At 67.5% G+C, this 18897-nt stretch carries 18 protein-coding genes; 13 read left to right on the top strand and 5 right to left on the bottom strand.

Translation table 11 applies throughout. The annotated features are described in order from the left end of the window. Positions 1 to 6: 6 nt before the first annotated feature. From MRY84_RS17415 to MRY84_RS17405, 3 genes are read right to left on the bottom strand one after another with little or no spacing between them, the layout of a single operon-like run. Entirely contained in the window at positions 7 to 3189 is a 3183-nt protein-coding gene (locus tag MRY84_RS17415; protein ID WP_291506961.1) for an efflux RND transporter permease subunit, read from the bottom strand. Then, positions 3186 to 6392: an efflux RND transporter permease subunit gene (locus MRY84_RS17410; protein WP_291506960.1), complete on the bottom strand. Its 3207-nt coding sequence runs from the start codon at positions 6390 to 6392 to the stop codon at positions 3186 to 3188. Before MRY84_RS17410 ends, MRY84_RS17415 begins: the two co-directional genes overlap by 4 nt. A 26-nt stretch (positions 6393 to 6418) precedes the next feature. Further along, positions 6419 to 7723: an efflux RND transporter periplasmic adaptor subunit gene (locus MRY84_RS17405; RefSeq protein WP_291506959.1), complete on the bottom strand. Its 1305-nt coding sequence runs from the start codon at positions 7721 to 7723 to the stop codon at positions 6419 to 6421. 299 nt (positions 7724 to 8022) lie between these two features. Between MRY84_RS17405 and MRY84_RS17400 the strand changes: the two genes are divergently transcribed. From MRY84_RS17400 to MRY84_RS17365, 8 genes are read left to right on the top strand one after another with little or no spacing between them, the layout of a single operon-like run. Then, positions 8023 to 8433: a DUF2306 domain-containing protein gene (locus MRY84_RS17400; protein ID WP_291506958.1), complete on the top strand. Its 411-nt coding sequence runs from the start codon at positions 8023 to 8025 to the stop codon at positions 8431 to 8433. A gap of 48 nt (positions 8434 to 8481) precedes the next feature. Next, the gene (locus tag MRY84_RS17395) at positions 8482 to 9066 is read left to right on the top strand and encodes a DUF6622 family protein (RefSeq protein WP_291506957.1); all 585 of its coding nucleotides are present in this window, start codon (positions 8482 to 8484) and stop codon (positions 9064 to 9066) included. A 54-nt stretch (positions 9067 to 9120) separates the two neighbouring features. Further along, positions 9121 to 9423 carry a 2TM domain-containing protein gene (locus tag MRY84_RS17390; protein ID WP_291506956.1) on the top strand — a complete coding sequence of 101 codons (303 nt, stop codon included), beginning with the start codon at positions 9121 to 9123 and terminating at the stop codon, positions 9421 to 9423. A gap of 25 nt (positions 9424 to 9448) precedes the next feature. Next, positions 9449 to 10501: a dienelactone hydrolase gene (locus tag MRY84_RS17385; protein WP_291506955.1), complete on the top strand. Its 1053-nt coding sequence runs from the start codon at positions 9449 to 9451 to the stop codon at positions 10499 to 10501. A 29-nt stretch (positions 10502 to 10530) separates the two neighbouring features. Further along, the gene (locus MRY84_RS17380) at positions 10531 to 11586 is read left to right on the top strand and encodes an alpha/beta fold hydrolase (protein WP_291506954.1); all 1056 of its coding nucleotides are present in this window, start codon (positions 10531 to 10533) and stop codon (positions 11584 to 11586) included. 43 nt (positions 11587 to 11629) lie between these two features. Then, positions 11630 to 11953 (top strand): 2TM domain-containing protein, encoded by a 324-nt coding sequence (locus MRY84_RS17375; protein WP_291506953.1) that lies wholly within the window; start codon positions 11630 to 11632, stop codon positions 11951 to 11953. After that, complete coding sequence (locus MRY84_RS17370) at positions 11950 to 13038, top strand: histidine kinase (RefSeq protein ID WP_291506952.1); 1089 nt, start codon at positions 11950 to 11952, stop codon at positions 13036 to 13038. The genes MRY84_RS17375 and MRY84_RS17370 overlap by 4 nt, the downstream gene beginning before the upstream one ends. After that, positions 13035 to 13862 (top strand): LytTR family DNA-binding domain-containing protein, encoded by an 828-nt coding sequence (locus tag MRY84_RS17365; protein WP_291506951.1) that lies wholly within the window; start codon positions 13035 to 13037, stop codon positions 13860 to 13862. The genes MRY84_RS17370 and MRY84_RS17365 overlap by 4 nt, the downstream gene beginning before the upstream one ends. Before the next feature lie 20 nt (positions 13863 to 13882). Here MRY84_RS17365 and MRY84_RS17360 read toward each other — a convergent pair whose 3' ends face one another. Together MRY84_RS17360 and MRY84_RS17355 are read right to left on the bottom strand one after the other, a co-directional pair. Next, positions 13883 to 14515, bottom strand: a complete 633-nt coding sequence (locus tag MRY84_RS17360; RefSeq protein WP_291506950.1) for a LysE family transporter — start codon at positions 14513 to 14515, stop codon at positions 13883 to 13885. A gap of 193 nt (positions 14516 to 14708) precedes the next feature. Then, positions 14709 to 15386 (bottom strand): ATP-binding cassette domain-containing protein, encoded by a 678-nt coding sequence (locus MRY84_RS17355; protein WP_291506949.1) that lies wholly within the window; start codon positions 15384 to 15386, stop codon positions 14709 to 14711. Positions 15387 to 15491: 105 nt separating this feature from the next. Here MRY84_RS17355 and MRY84_RS17350 point away from each other — a divergent pair, with 105 nt between their 5' ends. The 5 genes from MRY84_RS17350 (at position 15492) to MRY84_RS17330 (ending at position 18753) form a co-directional block, all read left to right on the top strand. Further along, entirely contained in the window at positions 15492 to 15860 is a 369-nt protein-coding gene (locus tag MRY84_RS17350) for a hypothetical protein (RefSeq protein ID WP_291506948.1), read from the top strand. 389 nt (positions 15861 to 16249) lie between these two features. After that, positions 16250 to 17140, top strand: coding sequence for a transglutaminase family protein (locus tag MRY84_RS17345; protein WP_291506974.1), 891 nt, complete (start codon positions 16250 to 16252; stop codon positions 17138 to 17140). A gap of 86 nt (positions 17141 to 17226) precedes the next feature. Next, positions 17227 to 17397: a hypothetical protein gene (locus tag MRY84_RS17340; protein WP_174240364.1), complete on the top strand. Its 171-nt coding sequence runs from the start codon at positions 17227 to 17229 to the stop codon at positions 17395 to 17397. Between the two features lie 136 nt (positions 17398 to 17533). Beyond that, positions 17534 to 18223, top strand: a complete 690-nt coding sequence (locus MRY84_RS17335) for a glutathione S-transferase (RefSeq protein WP_291506947.1) — start codon at positions 17534 to 17536, stop codon at positions 18221 to 18223. Between the two features lie 20 nt (positions 18224 to 18243). After that, complete coding sequence (locus tag MRY84_RS17330) at positions 18244 to 18753, top strand: low molecular weight protein-tyrosine-phosphatase (protein ID WP_291506946.1); 510 nt, start codon at positions 18244 to 18246, stop codon at positions 18751 to 18753. Positions 18754 to 18897 lie beyond the last annotated feature (144 nt).

Genomic DNA, 18897 nt, shown 5'->3' with positions numbered 1-18897 from the left:
CGCTGGTCAGGCAGCGGCACCGTGAGCCCCGGCGCGGCTGAGTTGTTGTTCGTTGGGTGCGGGCTTGCGCAGCTTGTCGAGCAGCACATAGACCACCGGCGTGGTCAGCAAGGTGAGCAACTGGCTCGCGATGAGCCCGCCGATGATCGCCACCCCCAGAGGCTGGCGCAGTTCCGAGCCCTGCCCGAAGCCGATGGCCAGCGGCAAGGCCCCCAGCGCCGCCGCTACCGTCGTCATAAGGATGGGCCGAAACCGCAGGATGCAGGCCTCGCGCACGGCCTCCAGCGCCGTGAGCCCACGCGCGCGCTCGGCGTCCAGCGCAAAGTCGATGATCATGATCGCGTTCTTCTTGACGATGCCGATCAGCAGGAACACCCCGATGAGCGCGATGATGGTGAACTGCATGTTGAACAGCAGCAGCGCCAGCACGGCACCCACCCCCGCCGACGGTAGCGTGGTGAGCACCGTGATCGGGTGGATCAGGCTTTCATACAGCACACCGAGCACGATGTAGATCACCACGATGGCGGTGAAGATCAGGAACGCCTGCTGTCCCTGCGACTGCTGGGCGCTGAGCGCCGTGCCCTGAAAGCTGCCGCGCACGTTGGTGGGCATGGCGATGTCGGCCTCCGCCTGCTCGATGACCTGGCGCGCCTGCTCCAGCGAGGTCCCGGGGTCGATGTTGAACGAGATGGTGGTCGCCAGCTCGCCATCCTGGTGGCTGATGGAGGTGGGCGATGCCCGCTCCACCACGCGCGCCAAGGCGCTCAGCGGCACCATGGTCGATGGCGTGGTGCTGAGGACATTGCCGGTGGACGCGCCCCGCTGGCCCGGGTTGGCCGCCGTGCCCGTGGCACCGGTCGGGTTGCTGGCCACGTAGATATCCTGGAGGGCCGGCGGGCCCCGGGTGTACTCCGGCGCCCACTCCATGATGACGGCGTATTGGTTGAGCTCGCCGTAAATGGTGGCCACCGAGCGCTGGCCGAAGGCGTTGTACAGCGCGTTGTCGATGGCCGAGGCACTCACGCCCAGGCGCGAGGCTGTGGCCTTGTCCACCTCGATGTACGTCTCCACGCCGTTTTCAGCCTGGTCGGTATCCACGTCCTTGAGCAGGCTTTCCTCCTTGAGCCGGTCGGCCAGCTTGCCCGCCCATTGCTTGAGGTCCGCCATGTTGTCGCTCTTGAGCGTGTACTGGTAGGTGGAGTTGCTGGAGCGCCCGCCCATGCGCAAGTCCTGCACGGGGTTCAGGAAAACGCGCAAGCCCGTGATCTGGTTGAGCTGCGGCCGCAAGCGCGCGATGACGGCCGGGGTGCTGTCCGTGCGCTGCTTCAAAGGCTTGAGGTTCACGAACATGAACCCGCCCCCGGCACGCCCGCCCCCCGAAAAGCCGACCACAGTGTCCACGGCAGGGTCCTTGCGGATGATCTCCACAGCCTCGCGCAGCTTGCGCGCCAGGGCATCGGACGAAATGCTCTGGTCGGCCCTGAGGCCCGCGTTGAGCTGACCGTTGTCCTGCTCGGGGAAGTATCCCTTGGGGATCTTGGCGAACAGGTATACGTTGAGCCCGATCACCGCCAGCAGGATGAGGATCACCAGACCCTTGCTCGCCAGCGCCCAGTCCAGGCTGTGTTCATACACCCGCAGCACGCCCCGATAGCCGCGCTCGGCCCACCGGGCCAGGCGCGAAGGGGGCTTGTCGCTGGCCGGGTCGTGCGCCCGCAGGAGCCACGCACACATCATGGGCGTGGTGGTGAGCGAGATCACCAGCGAGATCATCACCGCCACCGACAGCGTGACCGCGAACTCGCGGAACAGCCGCCCCACCTGTCCATCCATGAACAAGAGCGGAATGAACACCGCCACCAGCGACAGGCTGATCGACAGCACCGTGAACCCCACCTCGCGCGCACCCTGCAGCGCGGCCTGCATGCGGTCCATGCCGGCCTCGATGTGGCGCATGGTGTTCTCCAGCACCACGATGGCGTCGTCCACCACAAAGCCCGTGGCCACGGTGAGCGCCATCAGGCTCAGGTTGTTGAGGCTGAAGCCCAGGAAGTACATCACGCCGAAGGTTCCCAGCAGCGACACCACGGTGGCCACCGCCGGGATCACCGTGGCCCGTGCCTTGCGCAAGAAGAGGCCCACCACCAGCACCACGAGGGCGATGGAGACCATCAGCGTCAGCTCGATCTCGTGCAGGGACGAACGGATGGAGTTGGTGCTGTCGGACGCCACGGCCACCTGAATGTCCTGCGGCAGCTGGGCCTGCAGGTCGGGCAACAGCGCGCGCACGGCATCCACCGTCTCGATGATGTTCGCCCCCGGCTGGCGCGTGACCAGCACGATGATGGCGGGCTCGCCGTTGAACAGGCCCACCGTGCGGCGGTTTTCCACCCCGTCCACCACGCGCGCCACGTCCCCCAGCCGCACGGCGGCGTTGTTGCGCCAGGCGACGATGAGCGACTCGTACTCTGCCGCCTTGCGCGCGGGCGATGGCGTGTAGATCTGCAGGCGGCGCCCGTCGCCTTCGATGGCGCCCTTGGGCCGGTTGGCGTTGGAGGCCTGGATGGCCGCGCGCACGTCTTCGGTGCTGATGCCGTAGCGGTGGAGCGCGAAGGGCAACAGCTCCACGCGCACGGCGGGCAGCGAGCCGCCACCGATCTCCACCTCGCCCACCCCGTCGACCTGCGAAAGGCGCTGGCTGACGACGTTGGAGACTGCATCGTAGATCTCGCCAGGCGTGCGCGTCTTAGAAGTGAGCGCCAGGATGATGACGGGTGATGCCGCCGAGTTGCGCTTGCGGTACGTGGGGTTGCTGCGCAGCGTGGCGGGCAGGTCGGCCCGCGCCGCGTTGATGGCGGCCTGCACCTCGCGCGCGGCCGCATCGATGTTGCGGTTCAGGTCGAACTGCAGGCTCACGCGTGCCGATCCGCTGGAGCTGGTCGAGGTCATTTCATTGACCCCGGCGATCACCCCCAGCCGCCGCTCCAGCGGCGTGGCCACGCTGGTAGCCATGGTCTCGGGGCTGGCACCGGCCCGCGTGGCCGACACCGAGATGGCCGGGTAGTCCACCTGCGGCAGCGGCGACACCGGCAGCACAAAAAATGCGGCGATACCTGCCAGGGCCACGCCGATCGTCAGCAGCACCGTGGCCACCGGACGCTCCACGAAGGGGCGCGAGAGGTTCATGGTGCCTCCCCTTCGGCCTGTACGGGGGGCGCCGCCGTGCCACGGCCCGTCCAGCGGCGGCCCAGCCGGTCAAAGGCGAGGTAGATCACCGGCGTGGTGAACAGGGTGAGCATCTGGCTCAGGATGAGCCCACCAAAAATCGCCAGCCCCAGGGGCCGGCGCAGTTCCGCCCCCTCGCCCCAACCCAGCATCAGCGGCAGCGCGGCAAACAGCGCCGCCAGCGTGGTCATGAGGATGGGGCGAAAGCGCAGCAGCGCGGCCTGGTGAATGGCTTGCTGGGGCGGCATGTTCTGGTGGCGCTCCGCGTCAATCGCGAAGTCGATCATCATGATCGCGTTCTTCTTGACGATGCCGATCAGCAGGATGATGCCGATGATGCCGATCACCCCCAGGTCGTTGCCGGTGAGCATCAGCGCCAGCAGCGCACCGACCCCGGCCGAGGGCAGGGTTGAAAGAATGGTCACCGGGTGGATGTAGCTCTCATACAGCACGCCGAGCACGATGTACACGCACACCATGGCCGCCAGAATGAGCCACAGCTGGCTGGACAGCGATTTTTCATACGCCCCCGCAGCCCCCAGGAACTCCATCGACAGGCCCTGCGGCATCCCGATTTCCTTCGCGGCAGCGCGGATGGCATCCACCGCGCTGCCCAAGGACACACCCTCGGCCTTGTCAAAACCCAGGGTCGCCGCCGGGTACTGGGCCACGCGCGTGATCTGCAGCGGCGCCAGCTGCTCGCGAATGGTGGCCACGGCCGCCAGCGGCGTGGGCGTGCCCGAGCCCGTGCGCAGCTGCAAGGTGCCCAGGGCCTCGGGCGTGTTCATGCCTTCCTGCTGGGCTTCCAGGATCACGCGGTACTGGTTGGTCTCGGTGAAGATGGTGGAGACGATGCGCTGGCCGAACGCGCTGTAGAGCGTGTCGTCCACGCTGCTGGCCGTCACGGACAGGCGCGACGCGGTGTTGCGGTCAATGTCCACATAGGCCGACAGGCCCTGCGCGCCTGCATCGGTCGTGGCATTGCGCACCTTGGGCTCGCGCTGCAGCCGCTCGGCGAGCTTGCGGGTCCAGTCGTTGACCTGCGCCGCATCCACACCGCCAATCGACACGCGGTACTCGGTGGGGCCGGTTTCCGCATCGATCGTGAGGTCCTGCGTGGGCTGCAGGTACAGCGTGACACCCGCCACCGACCGCACACGCTCGTGCAAGCGCTGCATGATGGCTTCCTGGGAATCCCGCTGAGGCTTCAGGTTGATCAGCATGCGCCCGGCGTTGAGCATGGTGTTGTTGGCCGCGTCCACGCCCACAAACGAACTGAGCGACAGCACATCCGGGTCTTGCAGGATGGCGCGCACGGCGGCTTGCTGCAGCTCGCTCATGCGGGCATAGGAGACGTCCTGCGACGCTTCGATGCGGGCCTGCAGCTGACCGGTGTCCTGCGTGGGAAACAGCCCCTTGGGGATCACCACATACAAGAGTGCCGTGAGCGCCAGCGTGAGCACCGCCACCACCAGCGTGGCGCCCTGGTGGCGCAGCACCCACTGCAGCCAGCGGTCATAGCCGCCGATCACCCGCTCGAAACCCCGGTTGATGCGCCCCGCCACGCCCTGCGGCCCGCCCACAGGCTCGGCGCGCAGCCAACGCGCGGCCATCATGGGCACGAGCGTGAGCGACACCACGCCGGAGATCAGGATGGTGATGGCCAGCGTGACCGCAAACTCGCGGAACAGGCGTCCCACCACATCGCTCATGAAAAGCAGCGGGATCAGCACCGCGATCAGCGACACCGTGAGCGAGATGATGGTGAAGCCGATCTGCGTGGCCCCCTTGAGCGCCGCCTGGAACGGCGGTTCACCCTCTTCCAGGTAGCGCGCGATGTTCTCGATCATCACGATGGCATCGTCCACCACGAATCCGGTGGCAATCGTCAGCGCCATCAGGCTGAGGTTGTTGAGGCTGTAGCCCAACAGGTACATCACGCCGCAGGTGCCGATGAGCGAAATGGGCACGGCCAGGCTGGCAATGACCGTGGCGCGCAGGCTGTGCAGGAAGAAGAAGATCACCAGCACCACCATGAGCACGGCCAGCACCAGTTCCAGCTCCACATGGTGGACCGAGCCCCGGATGCCCGTGGTGCGGTCCGACAGCACCTGCACCTTGAGCGATGCGGGCAGGCCCGCCTGCAGCTCGGGCAACAGCTTCTTGATGTTGTCCACCGTGGCGATCACGTTTGCGCCCGGCTGGCGCTGCACGTTGAGGATGATCGCTGGAGTGATGGAAGCCCCCACGCTCCCCACCTCGTGTGGTTCGCTGCCCCCCGAGGGGGCACCGGCTTGCTGGGGGCGGCCCGGCGCGGCGCGGAGGGGGTCGTTGACCCCCGCCCACGCGCCCAGCCGGTTGTTCTCGGCGCTTTCCACCACGCGGGCCACTTCCAGCATGCGCACCGGCGCGCCGTTGCGCCACGACACGATGAGGTTCTTGTAGTCGTCCACCGTCAGCAACTGGTCGTTGGCGTTGATGGTGTAGGAGCGCTGGGGCCCGTCGAAGCTGCCTTTGGCGCTGTTGGCATTGGCCGACGTGATGGCCGTGCGCAGGGTATCCAGGCCAATGCCGTAGGAGGCCAGCGCCTTGGTGTCGGCCTGGATGCGCACCGCGGGCCGCTGCCCGCCCGCCAGCGACACCAGCCCCACACCCGAAACCTGGCTGATCTTCTGCGCCAGGCGCGTGTTCACCAGGTTCTGCACTTCCGTGAGCGGCAGCGTGTCGGAGCTGATGGCCAGCGTGAGCACCGGCGCGTCGGCAGGGTTCACCTTGGCGTACACCGGCGGTGCGGGCAGGTCCGCCGGCAGCAGCGAATTGCCTGCGTTGATGGCCGCCTGCACCTCCTGCTCGGCCACATCCAGCGCCAGCCCCAGGCCAAATTGCAGCGTGATGATGGACACCCCCGAGGCGCTGGTGGACGCCATGCGCGTGAGCCCCGGCATCTGGCCAAACTGGCGCTCCAGCGGTGCGCTCACGGTGCGGCTCATCACTTCGGGGCTCGCGCCCGGGTACAGGGTCTGCACCTGGATGGTGGGATAGTCCACCTCGGGCAGGGCCGACAGCGGCAAGAAGCGAAAGCCCAGCAGGCCCGCCAGCACGATGGCCAGCATCAGCAGGGCCGTGGCGACGGGTCTCTCGATGAACGGACGCGAAGGACTCATGTTGTAGCGATGTCGTGGATTCGCGCTCAGGGGTTCTGTGCTGGTCGCTGCCGGCGCTGGCGGCCTTCTCCGGAGGCGCCGCTGCGCGGCCCGCTGGCACCCGCGCGAGGTGCGCGGGCTGCCTGTGTCCCCGGCAACTGCACGGCCATGCCATCCTGCAGACGGTCCCCGCCCTCGGTCACCACACGCTCGCCTTCCTTCAGGCCCTCGGTGATCGCCACCAGCCCCACCGTGGCCTGGCCGCGCTTGACCTTGCGCAGCGACACAGTGCGGTCGTCATTGATGACATAGACATAGTCGCCATTGGCGCCGGTGCGCACGGCGGTCACAGGCACCACCATCGCTGGCACATTGCGCAGCAGCAGTTGCACGTTCACGAACTGGTTGGGGAACAGCGCGCCCGCCGCGTTCTCGAACCGCGCCTTGGCCTTGACGGTGCCGGTGGTGGTATCGACCTGGTTGTCCAGCGTCGAGAAACGCCCCTTGTCGAGTTCAGCCTTGCGGGTGCGGTCCAGCGCTGTCACGGCCAGGGCGTCCGCTGCGCCCTGCGCTGCCTGGATGTCGACCACACGGTCCTGCGGCACGGAGAACTGCACGTCGATGGGCGCCACCTGCGTGATGGTGGCCAGGCCCGCCGCGTCCCCCGAAGTCACATAGTTGCCCGCATCCACGGTGCGCAGGCCGATGCGTCCCGACGCGGGCGCGGTGATGCGGGTGTAGTCCAGGTTCAGGCGGGCGGTGCCCTCCTGGGCCTTGTCGGTCATCACCGTGCCTTCGAGTTGCTTGACCAGCGCGGCCTGCGTGTCCACGTCCTGGCGGGCGATGGAGTCTTGCGACAGCAGCACGCGGTAGCGCGCCAGCGTGAGGCGCGCGTTCTCCAGCTGTGCCTCGTCGCGCTGGCGGGTGCCCTGCGCCTGCATCAGGGCCTGCTCGAAAGGCCGAGGGTCGATCTGCGCCAGCAGTTGCCCTTTCTTGACCATCTGCCCCTCGGTGAACAGCACCTGGGTCAGCATCCCCGACACCTGGGGCCGCAGCGTGACGGTGGTGGCGGGGATCACGGTGCCCAGCGCGTCGATGATCACCGGCAGCTCGGCCTGGCGCACCACGGCGTCTCCGACAGTGACCAAGGGCCGCCCCCCGCCCGGAAAGCCTCCCCCACCCCTGGACTCATCGTTGGCCCGCTGGATCAGATACCACGCAGCCCCCCCCAACAGCGCCACCAGCACCAGGGCCAGCAGGCTTCCCAACCAGCGGGAACGCCGGGGTGGCCTGCCAGGGGGTGCGGGGGGAATGGCCGATGCGGGGGGCGCGTTGACTTCTTGGGGGTTCATGGCGGTGCTGATGCGTGTTCTCGGGATGCAGACTGGACTGGCATCCAACCGTACCGGATCGTAGAGGCTCATTTCACACCCGGCCTTGAACGCTGTGCGAAGAAAAGTAAACCTTGGGGTCAAACCGCGGGCCCGGGTGCTTGCGCACCGCCGGTTCCCCCCCCGAAAGCGCCCGCAGGTCGCGCCGTGCTCCTGCATTTCACGGCCGCCTTGGCGCATTTCGTCGCAAGCCGCTGGCAGCACCGGGGCAGCGCCGGCACAGTCCGCTCCATTGAAGAAAAACGCGCCGGAGCCACACCATGCAACTCACCCCCGTCATCGCCATCCACCTCGCCGCCGCGGTGGCGGCCACCGCCATCGGCCCCATCGCCCTGTGGGCCCGCAAGGGCGCCACCCAGCGCCCGCGCCTGCACCGCGCTGCCGGCTATGCCTGGGTAACCCTGATGGTGGCCACGGCCGTGTCGGCGATCTTCATCACTGGAGGCCCCGGCCCGCGCTGGGCTGGCTTCGGGCTCATCCACCTGTTCATTCCGGTGACGCTGGGCCTGCTGGTGCTGTCCTTCGTCTTCCTCGCCCGGCGCAACATCGAAGGCCACCGCCAGACCATGCAAAAGATCTACATCGGCGCCTGCGTGGTGGCCGGTGGCTTCACCCTGCTGCCCGATCGCTTTCTGGGTCATTCGCTCTGGTCCGCCCTGGGCGTGATCTGACCCCTTCCTTTCCTCCGATTCCCCTCTCATCCCACCAGGAGCCCCCCCATGCTGCTCAATTTGATTGTTCAACAACCCCAGGCGCTGTTCCAGGTCATCGGCCGCACCCCCTACTGGGTGTGGGCCCTGCTCGCAGGCCTGGTGTGGCTCGGTGCCAGCCAGTTGCGCGACCGCACCGTCGGCCTGCGCCGGACCCAGCTCGTGCCGCTGGCGATGGCTGCCTTTTCCGTGATGGGCGTTCTTTCGGCCTTCGGCGGCTCGGCCGCCGTCGCAACGCAAGCCCTGAGCGCCTGGGCGGCAGCCGCCACGGCCACCGCGGCACTGGCGCTGTGGTTCCAGCCCACGGCGCCGCACGGCACGCTCTACGCGCCCTCGTCGCGCAGCTTCCACGTGCCAGGCAGCGCCATGCCGTTGGCACTCATCGTGGGCATCTTCCTCACCAAATACTTCGTAGGGATCGAACTGGCCATGCAGCCCAGCCTGGCGCGCGATGCCGGCTTTGCCCTGCAGATAGCGGGCCTGTACGGCATGCTCAGCGGCCTGTTCGGCGCCCGCGCACTGCGTTTGTGGCGTCTGGCCCGCAGCAGTGCGGCGCAGCAGGCGCCCACCGCCTGGGCCAGCCCTTCGGTCTGAGCCGGTACCGCCACCACGCTATTCCCCGATTCCCTTTTTTACCAGGACCTCGCCATGCACTCGTACCCGCTCTCCGAACCCACCGCCGACGCCACGGAACGCCTGGCCCGCCGCCGCGCAGGCGCCAAGCTCGGCTGGCTCATCCACGCAGTCGTCTATGTACTGGTCAACACGCTGCTGGTCACGTTGTCCCTCGCCAGCGGCCGGGGCTGGGCCGTGTTTCCCCTGCTGGGCTGGGGGCTGGGCCTGGCGGTGCATGGCGCCGTGGTGTTCTTGACCACCGGTGGCGCAGGCATCTACGACCGCATGGTGCAAGCCGAACGCCAGCGCATGGCCCAGCCCGGCGCGCGCTCCTGAAGCCTGCCACCGTCGAAAGAACCGAATGAACATGCTTCAACGCCTGACGCTCGCCCTGCTGATCCTCGGCGCGGCCGTGACATCCCACGCGGGCACGGGCTTGACGGAACTGCCCGGCTTGCCCGGGGACGGCCCCGTCACCGTGTTTTACCCCAGCAGCAGCGCCGACGAGCCCGTGCAGCGCGGCCCTTTTCAGCTGCAGTTGGCCTGGCAGGGCACCGCCACGCCAGGCAACGGCCGCCTGATCGTCATCACGCACGGCTCGGGCGGCAACCCGTGGGTGCACACCGATCTGGCGCGCGCCCTGGTGGCGGCGGGCTTTGTCGTGGCGCTGCCCGAACATGCCGGGGACAATTCCAAAGACCCTTCCACTCCGGGCCCCGAGAGCTGGAAGCGCCGCCCAAGAGAGGTTTCCCACGCCATCGACACGGTGGCCCAGGACACCCGCCTGGCCCCGCTGCTGGCCCTGGACAAGGTGGGGGTCTTCGGCGGCTCCGCCGGCGGCCACACGGCACTGACGCTCGCGGGCGGCGCATGGTCGCCAGCGCGCTTCCGCGATCACTGCGAGGCCCACATTGCCGACGATTTTTCCTCCTGCGTCGGCTTCATCACCCGGCTGCACGGCAACATTCTGGATGGCCTGAAGAAGTGGTTCGCACTGGCTGTAATACGCCACCGCTTTGGCGATGACACCGCTTACACCCACCAAGACCCCCGCATACAAGCCGCCGTGGCCAGCGTGCCCTTTGCGGCCGACTTTGACATGGCCACCCTCGCCCACCCACGCATCGCGCTGGGGCTGGTGACCGCCGGGATGGATGTCAACCAGGTGCCGCGCTTTCACAGTGACGCCGTGCTCGCTGCCTGCCAGGACCGCTGCACCCATGTAGCCCACCTGCCGGACGCCAGCCACGGCGCCATGCTGTCGCCCATGCCGCCCCTGCACCTGCTGAGCGACGTGCAGACCGCGCTGCTGGGCGACCCGCCCGGCTTTGACCGCAAGGTGCTGCCCGAGGTGGACGCCCGGATCGTGGCGTTCTTTGCACAGCACCTGCTGCCTGTGGCAGCCACGCGCTGATTCCTTTGACCCACCGAGCCCTCGCTGCCATGCTCTTGATCTCCGCCATCTCGCTCGGGTTGCTCGGCGCCATGGTGCGCCCTTCCCCCCGGCACTCTAGCCGCATCAAGCCCATGCTCCTGACCGCCCTGCTGACCCTGCTCGCCTGCACCGCCGCCCTCGCCGCTGCCATCGCCTGGGGCGGACCGCGGGACATCCAGCCTCTGTCCAGCGTCAACGCCCCGTTTGACGGCGTGGACTGGAGCGGGATTCCCACCCTGCAGCGCTACAGCGCGCGCGACGGCGCATCGCTGGCTTGGTACAGCTACCTGCCCACCGCAGTGACGAAGGGCGAGCCCGTGCGGCGCGTGGTGCTGGTGCACGGCTCATCGTCGCGGGCACGTTCCACCCACGTGCTGGCGCGCGCCCTGGCAGCCCAGGGGTACGCGGCGGCGGCGCTCGACATGCGCGGGCACGGCGAATCCGGCGAACGGGGGCAGATCGCCTACATCGGCCAGCTGGAAGACGACGTGGAGGATTTCCTGAACGCCGCGCCCCACCCAGGCCCGCAGACGCTGATGGGCTTTTCGGCTGGCGGCGGCTTTGCGCTGCGCTTTGCGGGCAGCGCGCGCCAGGCGCTGTTCGACCACTATGTGCTTCTCTCCCCGTTTCTGCACCAGGACGCCCCCACGGCTCGCCCCGACACGGGCGGATGGGCGTCGATTGGCGTGCCCCGGCTGGTGGCGCTGACCCTGCTCAACCGCGCAGACGTCACGCGGTGGAACCATTTGCCTGTCCTGCGCTTTGCGCTGGACGATGCGTCGCGCGCCGGACTCACCCCCAGTTATTCCTACAGCCTGGCCATGAACTTCCGTCCGCATGACGACTATGAAAACGACATCCGCCATGCCCAGGGCAGCGTGTGCATCGTGGCAGGAGAGAACGACGAAATCTTCCACGCTGACCGTTATGGCGCGCTGTTTGCCAACGCAGGCAAGCCGGTACCCGTGACCCTGGTGCCTGGGGCCAATCACATCGGACTCACGCTGGACGCGCAGGCCGTGGCCAGTGTTGCCGGGCACGCCTGCCCCGCAGCCGGCACCTAGAATCCTTGCAGCGCCACCGAGCCTTCCAATCCTCCACCCCACCATGCCCACACCCCTGAGCCCCGAAGAGATCGAAACGCTGGCCCGCCGGCGCGCCAGTGCCAAGCTGGGCTGGTATGTGCACGCCATTGCGTTCGTGCTGGTCAACACGCTGCTCTTTGCCATGTCGCGCTACGCTTTCGGCACGCGCCCCTGGTCGGTGTACCCGCTGCTGGGCTGGGGACTGGGGCTGGTGCTGCACGGGGTGTCGGTGTTCCTGCTGGGCACCGGCAGCGGCCTGCGCGAACGCATGGTGCAGCGCGAACGCGACGCCCTGCAGCGCGCGCAGGCGCAAAGGCAGGCTCCGCAGGACAAAGACCGGCCATGACGCTGCGGCGCGACTTCAACGCCATCAGCAAGCTGCGGCACTACCTTCAGGTGCTGGCCTTCACGCTGGTGGTGGCCACCCTCCAGTACGCCTTCATGCCCGACAAGCCGTACGGGCCGCCCGTGGTGTACTCGGTGCTGATCGGCACCTTCACCTGGGCCATCATCGACCTGGGCCGCGAGCTGATGCCATCCGCCGCCGAGACAGGCTGGCCTCAGGGCTGGCAGGGCATTGCGCTGGTGGTGGCGGGCATCGTCATCGGCTACCTGGCGGGCACGCGGCTGGCTGATGCGCTGTGCGTGTACTACTTCCACTTCTATCCGGCGGGCGCTTCGCTGTCCGGCGCAGACCAGCGCACTTCCATCCTCATCACGGCCATTGCCGGGCTGGTGGGCAGCTACTACTTCTACGCCATCCACAAGTCAGCCTACCTGGAAGACAAGATGGCCGAGGCCCGCATGCACGCCAGCGAGGCGCGCCTGAAGCTGCTGGAAACCCAGCTCGAACCCCACATGCTGTTCAACACGCTGGCCAACCTGCGCGTGCTGATCGGCACCGACCCCGCCCGCGCGCAGGAGATGCTGGACCGCATGATTGCCTACCTGCGCGCCACGCTCACCGCGTCGCGCAGCACGCAGCACCCGCTGGCCCACGAGTTTGAGCGCCTGCGCGACTACCTGGAACTGATGGCGGTGCGCATGGGCCCGCGCCTGACCTACACGCTGGATCTGCCCGATGCGCTGCGGGAAGTGCCCGTGCCCCCGCTGCTGCTGCAGCCGCTGGTGGAAAACGCCATCCGCCACGGCCTGGACCCCCAGGTGGAGGGTGGTCTCATCACCGTGCGCGCCAGCACACGCGCGGAGCCCGACGGCCCCCATCTGGTCATCGAGGTCAACGACACCGGCGTGGGCCTGCCGGACGAGCTGCCCACGCCTGGCCCCGGCCAGAGCTTCGGATTGACCCAGGTGCGCGAGCGCCTGGCCACCCTGCACGGAGCCGCGGGCACTCTCGATTTGATAGCTGCAAGCGCCGGTGGAACAAGCGCTAGCGTCGTTTTTCCTTTGAAATCTTCGACTCACCCATGAACCCGCCCGCCCCCCGCGCCCTGATTGCCGAGGATGAACACCTGCTGGCCGCCGCACTGCGGCAGGAGCTGGCCCGTGCCTGGCCCGAGCTGCAAGTTGCCGCCACCGTGGGGGATGGCCTGTCGGCCGTGAAACAGGCGCTGGCCCTGCAGCCCGACGTGCTGTTCTTCGACATCCGCATGCCCGGCCAAAGCGGCCTGGACGCCGCCGTGGAACTGGCCGACGCCTGGCCGGACGACCGGCCGTTTCCCGCGCTGGTGTTCGTGACGGCCTATGACCAGTACGCCGTCCAGGCGTTTGAAGCGCAGGCCGTGGACTACCTGCTCAAGCCCGTGCAGGCGGCCAGGCTGCAAAAAACAGTGCAAAAGCTGCAGCAAGCGCTGATGAATCAAGCGCAACCAGCTATCAATTTAGAAGCAACCATGGCGCAGCTGCGGCACCTGCTGGCCGCGCCGGGTGTCGCGTCTCCCACGGCTGTGGCAACACCAGGTGGCACGCCCCCTCTCACGCTCATCCAAGCCAGCAGCGGCAGCCAGATCCACATGGTGCCGGTGGCCGACGTGCTGTACTTTGAAGCGGCCGACAAATACGTGCGGGTGCTGACCGCGGCCCGGGAGTATTTGATCCGCACCCCGCTCAAGGAACTGACCGCGCAACTCGACCCGCAGGTGTTCTGGCAGATCCACCGCAGCACCCTGGTGCGCGCAAGCAGCATCACCACCGTGACGCGCGACGAGACCGGCAAGCTGCATCTGGAACTGGCGGGCCGGGCCGAAAAGCTGCCGGTGAGCCGCCTCTACGCGCACCTGTTCAAGGCGATGTAGCGCGGCGGAAAACCGCCAGGTTACCGGTTGGCGGTCAACAACAAGCCGCCCGCTCCCATGAAAAACCCGCCCGTGGCCTTGTTCAGGCGCACCACGCCGCGCGAGGTGCGGATGAAGCGGCGAATCTGGCGACCGCCCGCGGCATAGACCGCCGTGGACACAAATTCAGCGGCCAGGTACACGGCGCCCAGCACCACAAACTGGCGCACCGCCGGCTGGGCCGGATCGATGAACTGCGGAAAGACCGCCGCAAACAGGATGATGGCCTTGGGGTTGGTGATGCCCAGCAGGAACTCCTGGGTGATGAGCGCTTTCACGGGCACGCGCGCGCCGGATGCCTTCACGTCACCGCCCTCCATCACCTCCAGGCCGCTGAACTCGCGGCTGCGCCACGCGCGCCAGCCCAGCCAGAAGAGATAGCAGGCGCCCACCCATTTGACGATGGTGAACGCTGTCTCGGATGCCAACAACATCGCCCCCAGGCCCACGGCCGAAATGGTCAGGAAGATGGCAAACGCCGCCACCCGCCCCAGCGTGGCCACCAGCGCGGTACCCACCCCTGCGCGGATGCCGTTGTTCAGGCCACAGAAATTATTGGGCCCGGGCGTGAGTGCAATAGCCACCGCCACCGGGGCAAAAAGAAGCGCATCCATGGAAAGTCCTTTCGGGAGCGAAATAACACCGAATAGCGGGCCAGTCTAAAACAAGCGCGGCAGGCTGGCTCGCCGCCAACTGCACCGGGCCCAGGCCCGGGTGCGCAGCGCATGCCAGCAAAGTGCGCCCCGTGGTCGGCCCACTGCGCCGATCAGGGACCAACCTGGTCCTTCCTTCGTGCCCTTTCCGAGATCAAGTGGCCGGCGCCTCACCCGGGCGGCCCAGGGTGACCTGCCCACGCCAAGCGATGCCCGGCAGCGCCTCGTAGTGCGCCACCACCACGAGGCGTGCGGCGTGGTGCGCAGCCTCTGCCAGCGCCTGCGTCAGGTAGTTGATCGAAGGCCTGTCGAGCCCCGCCACCGGTTCGTCGAAAAGCGTGAGAGCCGCTCCGCTCGCGAGCCCACCGGCCATGAGCACTTTGCGCCGGCTGCCGGTGGAGAGGGCATAGAACGGCTTGTCCAGGTGGGGTTCCAGCGAGAAGCCCTGCACGTGGGTGGCGAGCGCCGCAGCGTCCCAGCGCGCATGGCATGCAGGCAGGCTGGCCAGCCACTGCCGGGCTGTGAGCTCATCGAGCGACGTGCTGCGCGGGTCCTGCCAGAAAACCAGCGCGCGGTAGGCCTCGGGCTGGGCTCGCAGCCGCACCCCCTGCAGGCTGATCTCACCTGCCTGCGCTGCCAGCTCGCCCGCCAGCAGGCGCAGCAGCGAGGTCTTGCCACTGCTCTCGTCCCCTTGCACCAAGGCAACGCCCGCGGGCCAGGCCAGAGACAGCCCGTCCAAGACCTTGCATTCGGGGTAGGCAAACCGCAGGCCGTCCACTTGCAACACCACGCTCTCAGCCACCTCGTCTCCTTGCGGGAAAAAGAGGAGCATTCTAGGGAGCCTGGCGCGCATGCCATGCGCACACACGCGCACCCACACATGCGCACGAACCTCGGCATCAACGACACTGGCGGGTCTCCAAGAGCCCCTATCCCCATGAACCTGCACTACCTGGATTTCGACTACAGCGAAGACGAGGACGGCACCGGCACCTTCGATGCCATGGCTAGTGTCCTGCCCGCAAAGCTGCCTGCATTGCATGCCGAGATTGCGGCGGTGCTGGCGTGGGCCCACGCGCATTGGCCCGACGCTTGCGGCCCGTCGGAGGAAGGCGGTGTGTGGCAGTACGACCTGCAGGGTTCCCAGGAAGTGAGCACGCCGCTGGAATTGGTGTTCGAGAGCGCGGACGGGCAATTGCGCTCTTCCCCGGGCACGCCGGCGCCGCCGCGCACCACCATCACTTTCACGCTAAGCGGCGGGGCGGATTTCTGCCAGGCGCTGCGCGGCTTCTTCAACCTGGACTAGGCCGGCGCCAGCCGCGGCCCGCCGCCCTGCAACCTGCGCACGCGCGAGCAGTACGCCTACACCGCGCAGGCAGCGCAGCACGTATGGTTGAACGGCCCCATCTTCAATGCCTGGACGCGCCCCTGCGCGATGCCCGGCGGGCGGGGCTTACGAAAGACTGGATCATGCCGCGATATCCCCGCATTTCTCTGTCACCCCCGCCCGGCCGATGGCGGCTCCCACCGTCGACGCACCCGCGTGCGTTCGGGCCGTCGCACGCTGAGACAACCATGGCGCACCTTCAAAGCGTTGCGCAGGCCCCTGCGGCAGCGCATTTCCCCGCCAACTGGCAAGGCGCCAGCATCCTCTCGCCAGCGCCTGCGGCGCACCCCGCGTCTCCACGGGTGCGCATGGAACTTCAGATCGAGCTGAGCTACGACATCGTCGACCCGTACGGCGCCGATTTCGTGTTCAACATCCACGCCGCCCACACGCCGAACCAGGCGGTCAGCCACGAGCGGCTGGTGCTCAACCAGGACATCGCGACCCAGGTCCACACCGACCCGGCCAGCCGCAACCGCTACCTGCGGCTGCACGGAGAGCCCGGGCGTCTGGAGCTCACGTACTCGGCCACCGTGGACATCACCCACCACCGCGCCGACCCCGCGCAACTGCCCGAAGTGCCGGTGCGCTACCTCCCGCAGGATGTGCTGGGCTTCATCTATCCCAGTCGCTACTGCCAGTCCGACCGGCTGCTGCGCCTGGCGCACAACGAATTCGGCGCGCTGCCGCAGGGCTACAGCCGGGTGCAAGCGATTTGCGAGTGGGTGCGCGGGCACGTGGCGTTCACGTCCAACACGTCCAACTTCACCACCGCCGCCGTGGACACGCTGATCGAGCAAGTGGGCGTGTGCAGGGATTTCGCCCACCTCATGATTGCCCTATGCCGCGCAGTCAACATTCCGGCACGGTTCACTTCGGGCACGGACTATGGCGCCGACCCCGCCCTCGGGCCGCCGGACTTCCACGCCTATGTCGAGGTGTACCTGGGCGACCGCTGGTACATCTTCGATCCGTCCGGCACCGCCATTCCGATGGGCCTGCTGCGTTTTGGCACCGGGCGCGATGCCGCCGATGTCGCGTTTGCCACCATCTTCGGCAACGTGAAGGCGCAGCCGCCCGTCATCCGCACGCACGCCGTGGAAGACGCGACCCGCGGATTCGTGCTGCCGCAGCATGGCACCGATGCCCTGTCCACCGACCCGGGCGCGGGCCCGGCGGCGGGTTTCGCGGCGAAGTAACCCCAGGCGCTCAAGCCCCCCGCAGGTGCCCGGGCCAGCAGCTGTGGCCTAATATCCCCCTTTTTCCACTCCCTCAGAGACCTATCATGGGCAACAAGATCGTTACCGAAGCAGACCGCAAGCGCACCCCCCAACCCCAGCCCCTGCCCGGCTACACCCTGCGCACCCCTGGCCGCGGCCAGCGCGTGAGCCTGGAGCGCGGCGTGGCCACGCGCAGCAAGAAGAATCCTGGCAAGCGCTCCAAGAAGGGCGGCTGATCGCCTCTGTTTCCGGCTGGCTAGTGTCGGCCGACAGACACCACCGCAAGAAAGCCCTCGTTCGAGGGCTTTTTGCTTGGCGCGGCAGGAACCCACCCGTTGCGCCGGGAAGGCGGCTGCTGTTCCAATAGCCGCCATGATCACCGTCCACCACCTTGAAACTTCCCGCTCGCAACGCGTCCTCTGGCTGCTGGAGGAGCTCGGCGTTCCATACGAACTCAAGATCTACCAGCGCGACAAGGCCACCAAGCTCGCGCCGCCCGAGCTCAAGAAAATCCACCCGCTGGGCAAGTCCCCCGTCATCACCGACAACGGCGAGGTGATTGCCGAGTCTGGCGCCATCATCGAATACCTGGTGGAAACGTATGGCGCGCAGGCCGGGGGCGATCTGGCCTACCTGCAGCCCGTGCGTGGCACACCCGAGCACCGGCAATGCCGCTTCTGGATGCACTACGCCGAGGGATCGCTCATGAACTGGCTGGTGATGAAGCTGGTGTTCATGACCATCCCCACCCAGCCCATGCCCTTCTTCGTGAAGCCGATTGCCAAGGCCCTGTGCGGCAAGGTGCAGGACAAGGTCATCGACCCGAACGTGAACACCGCGCTCGACTTCATGGAGCAGCACCTGGGCCAGCACACCTGGTTTGCGGGCAAGCACCTGACCATGGCGGATTTTCAGATGAGCTTTGCGGTGGAAGCGGCGCTCTCGCGCACCACCAAGGCCGCCAGCTGCCCTCATCTACAAGCCTACGTGCAGCGCATGCAGGCGCGCCCGGCCTACCAGCGCGGCATTGCCAAGGGTGGCCCGGTCGTGATGTCGGCCTGAACTCGGCCTGCACCAAAGACATGCAGGAGCACATCACCACTTACTCGGTACTCTTTGTGTGCATGGGCAACATCTGCCGCAGCCCCACGGCCCACGGCGTGTTCCGGCACAAGGTGGTTCACAGTGGTCTGGCCAGCCAGGTGCATGTGGACTCGGCGGGCACCCACAACTACCACCCCGGCAAGGCGCCGGACAACCGCACCCAGCGCCACGCCGCACAACGGGGCTACGACCTGTCGGACCTGCGCGCGCGGCAGATGCTCGCCGGAGACTTTGAACGCCACGATCTGGTGCTGGCGATGGACTGGGACAACCTGGCCCTGGCGCATGCGCTTTGCCCGCCAGCGCATGCCCACAAGCTGCGCCGCATGACCGAGTTCTGCCAGCAATTCAACAGCCCCGTGGTGCCCGACCCGTACTACGGCGGGGCCGCTGGCTTTGAAGAGGTGCTGGATCTGGTGGAAGATGCCTGCGAAGGCCTGCTGCGCCACGTGCGGCAACAGCTGCAGCGGCGATCCCAGCCGCTGTAGCCCCTAGGGCCTGTTCACACTATTTTTGCCAGATGCGTTGCGACGCACAAGGGCCAGGCGCTAGGCGCCAAACGAAGCTGGGGTGCGGCCCCAGCGAGGCTTGGCAACGCCGCGGATGGCCCTTGGGCATCGCAACCCGAAGGG

The organism is Acidovorax sp. (assembly GCF_022763525.1).
Lineage (GTDB): Bacteria > Pseudomonadota > Gammaproteobacteria > Burkholderiales > Burkholderiaceae_C > Acidovorax.
The sequence above is the reverse complement of the archived record's forward strand: the minus strand, read 5'-3'. Positions and strand labels throughout refer to the sequence as shown.

Coding starts and splice junctions, on each gene's coding strand:
- MRY84_RS17415 (WP_291506961.1), bottom strand. CDS start 3,189: ATGAACCTCTCGCGCCCCTTCGTGGAGCGTCCGGTGGCCACGGTGCTG.
- MRY84_RS17410 (WP_291506960.1), bottom strand. CDS start 6,392: ATGAGTCCTTCGCGTCCGTTCATCGAGAGACCCGTCGCCACGGCCCTG.
- MRY84_RS17405 (WP_291506959.1), bottom strand. CDS start 7,723: ATGAACCCCCAAGAAGTCAACGCGCCCCCCGCATCGGCCATTCCCCCC.
- MRY84_RS17400 (WP_291506958.1), top strand. CDS start 8,023: ATGCAACTCACCCCCGTCATCGCCATCCACCTCGCCGCCGCGGTGGCG.
- MRY84_RS17395 (WP_291506957.1), top strand. CDS start 8,482: ATGCTGCTCAATTTGATTGTTCAACAACCCCAGGCGCTGTTCCAGGTC.
- MRY84_RS17390 (WP_291506956.1), top strand. CDS start 9,121: ATGCACTCGTACCCGCTCTCCGAACCCACCGCCGACGCCACGGAACGC.
- MRY84_RS17385 (WP_291506955.1), top strand. CDS start 9,449: ATGAACATGCTTCAACGCCTGACGCTCGCCCTGCTGATCCTCGGCGCG.
- MRY84_RS17380 (WP_291506954.1), top strand. CDS start 10,531: ATGCTCTTGATCTCCGCCATCTCGCTCGGGTTGCTCGGCGCCATGGTG.
- MRY84_RS17375 (WP_291506953.1), top strand. CDS start 11,630: ATGCCCACACCCCTGAGCCCCGAAGAGATCGAAACGCTGGCCCGCCGG.
- MRY84_RS17370 (WP_291506952.1), top strand. CDS start 11,950: ATGACGCTGCGGCGCGACTTCAACGCCATCAGCAAGCTGCGGCACTAC.
- MRY84_RS17365 (WP_291506951.1), top strand. CDS start 13,035: ATGAACCCGCCCGCCCCCCGCGCCCTGATTGCCGAGGATGAACACCTG.
- MRY84_RS17360 (WP_291506950.1), bottom strand. CDS start 14,515: ATGGATGCGCTTCTTTTTGCCCCGGTGGCGGTGGCTATTGCACTCACG.
- MRY84_RS17355 (WP_291506949.1), bottom strand. CDS start 15,386: ATGCTCCTCTTTTTCCCGCAAGGAGACGAGGTGGCTGAGAGCGTGGTG.
- MRY84_RS17350 (WP_291506948.1), top strand. CDS start 15,492: ATGAACCTGCACTACCTGGATTTCGACTACAGCGAAGACGAGGACGGC.
- MRY84_RS17345 (WP_291506974.1), top strand. CDS start 16,250: ATGGAACTTCAGATCGAGCTGAGCTACGACATCGTCGACCCGTACGGC.
- MRY84_RS17340 (WP_174240364.1), top strand. CDS start 17,227: ATGGGCAACAAGATCGTTACCGAAGCAGACCGCAAGCGCACCCCCCAA.
- MRY84_RS17335 (WP_291506947.1), top strand. CDS start 17,534: ATGATCACCGTCCACCACCTTGAAACTTCCCGCTCGCAACGCGTCCTC.
- MRY84_RS17330 (WP_291506946.1), top strand. CDS start 18,244: ATGCAGGAGCACATCACCACTTACTCGGTACTCTTTGTGTGCATGGGC.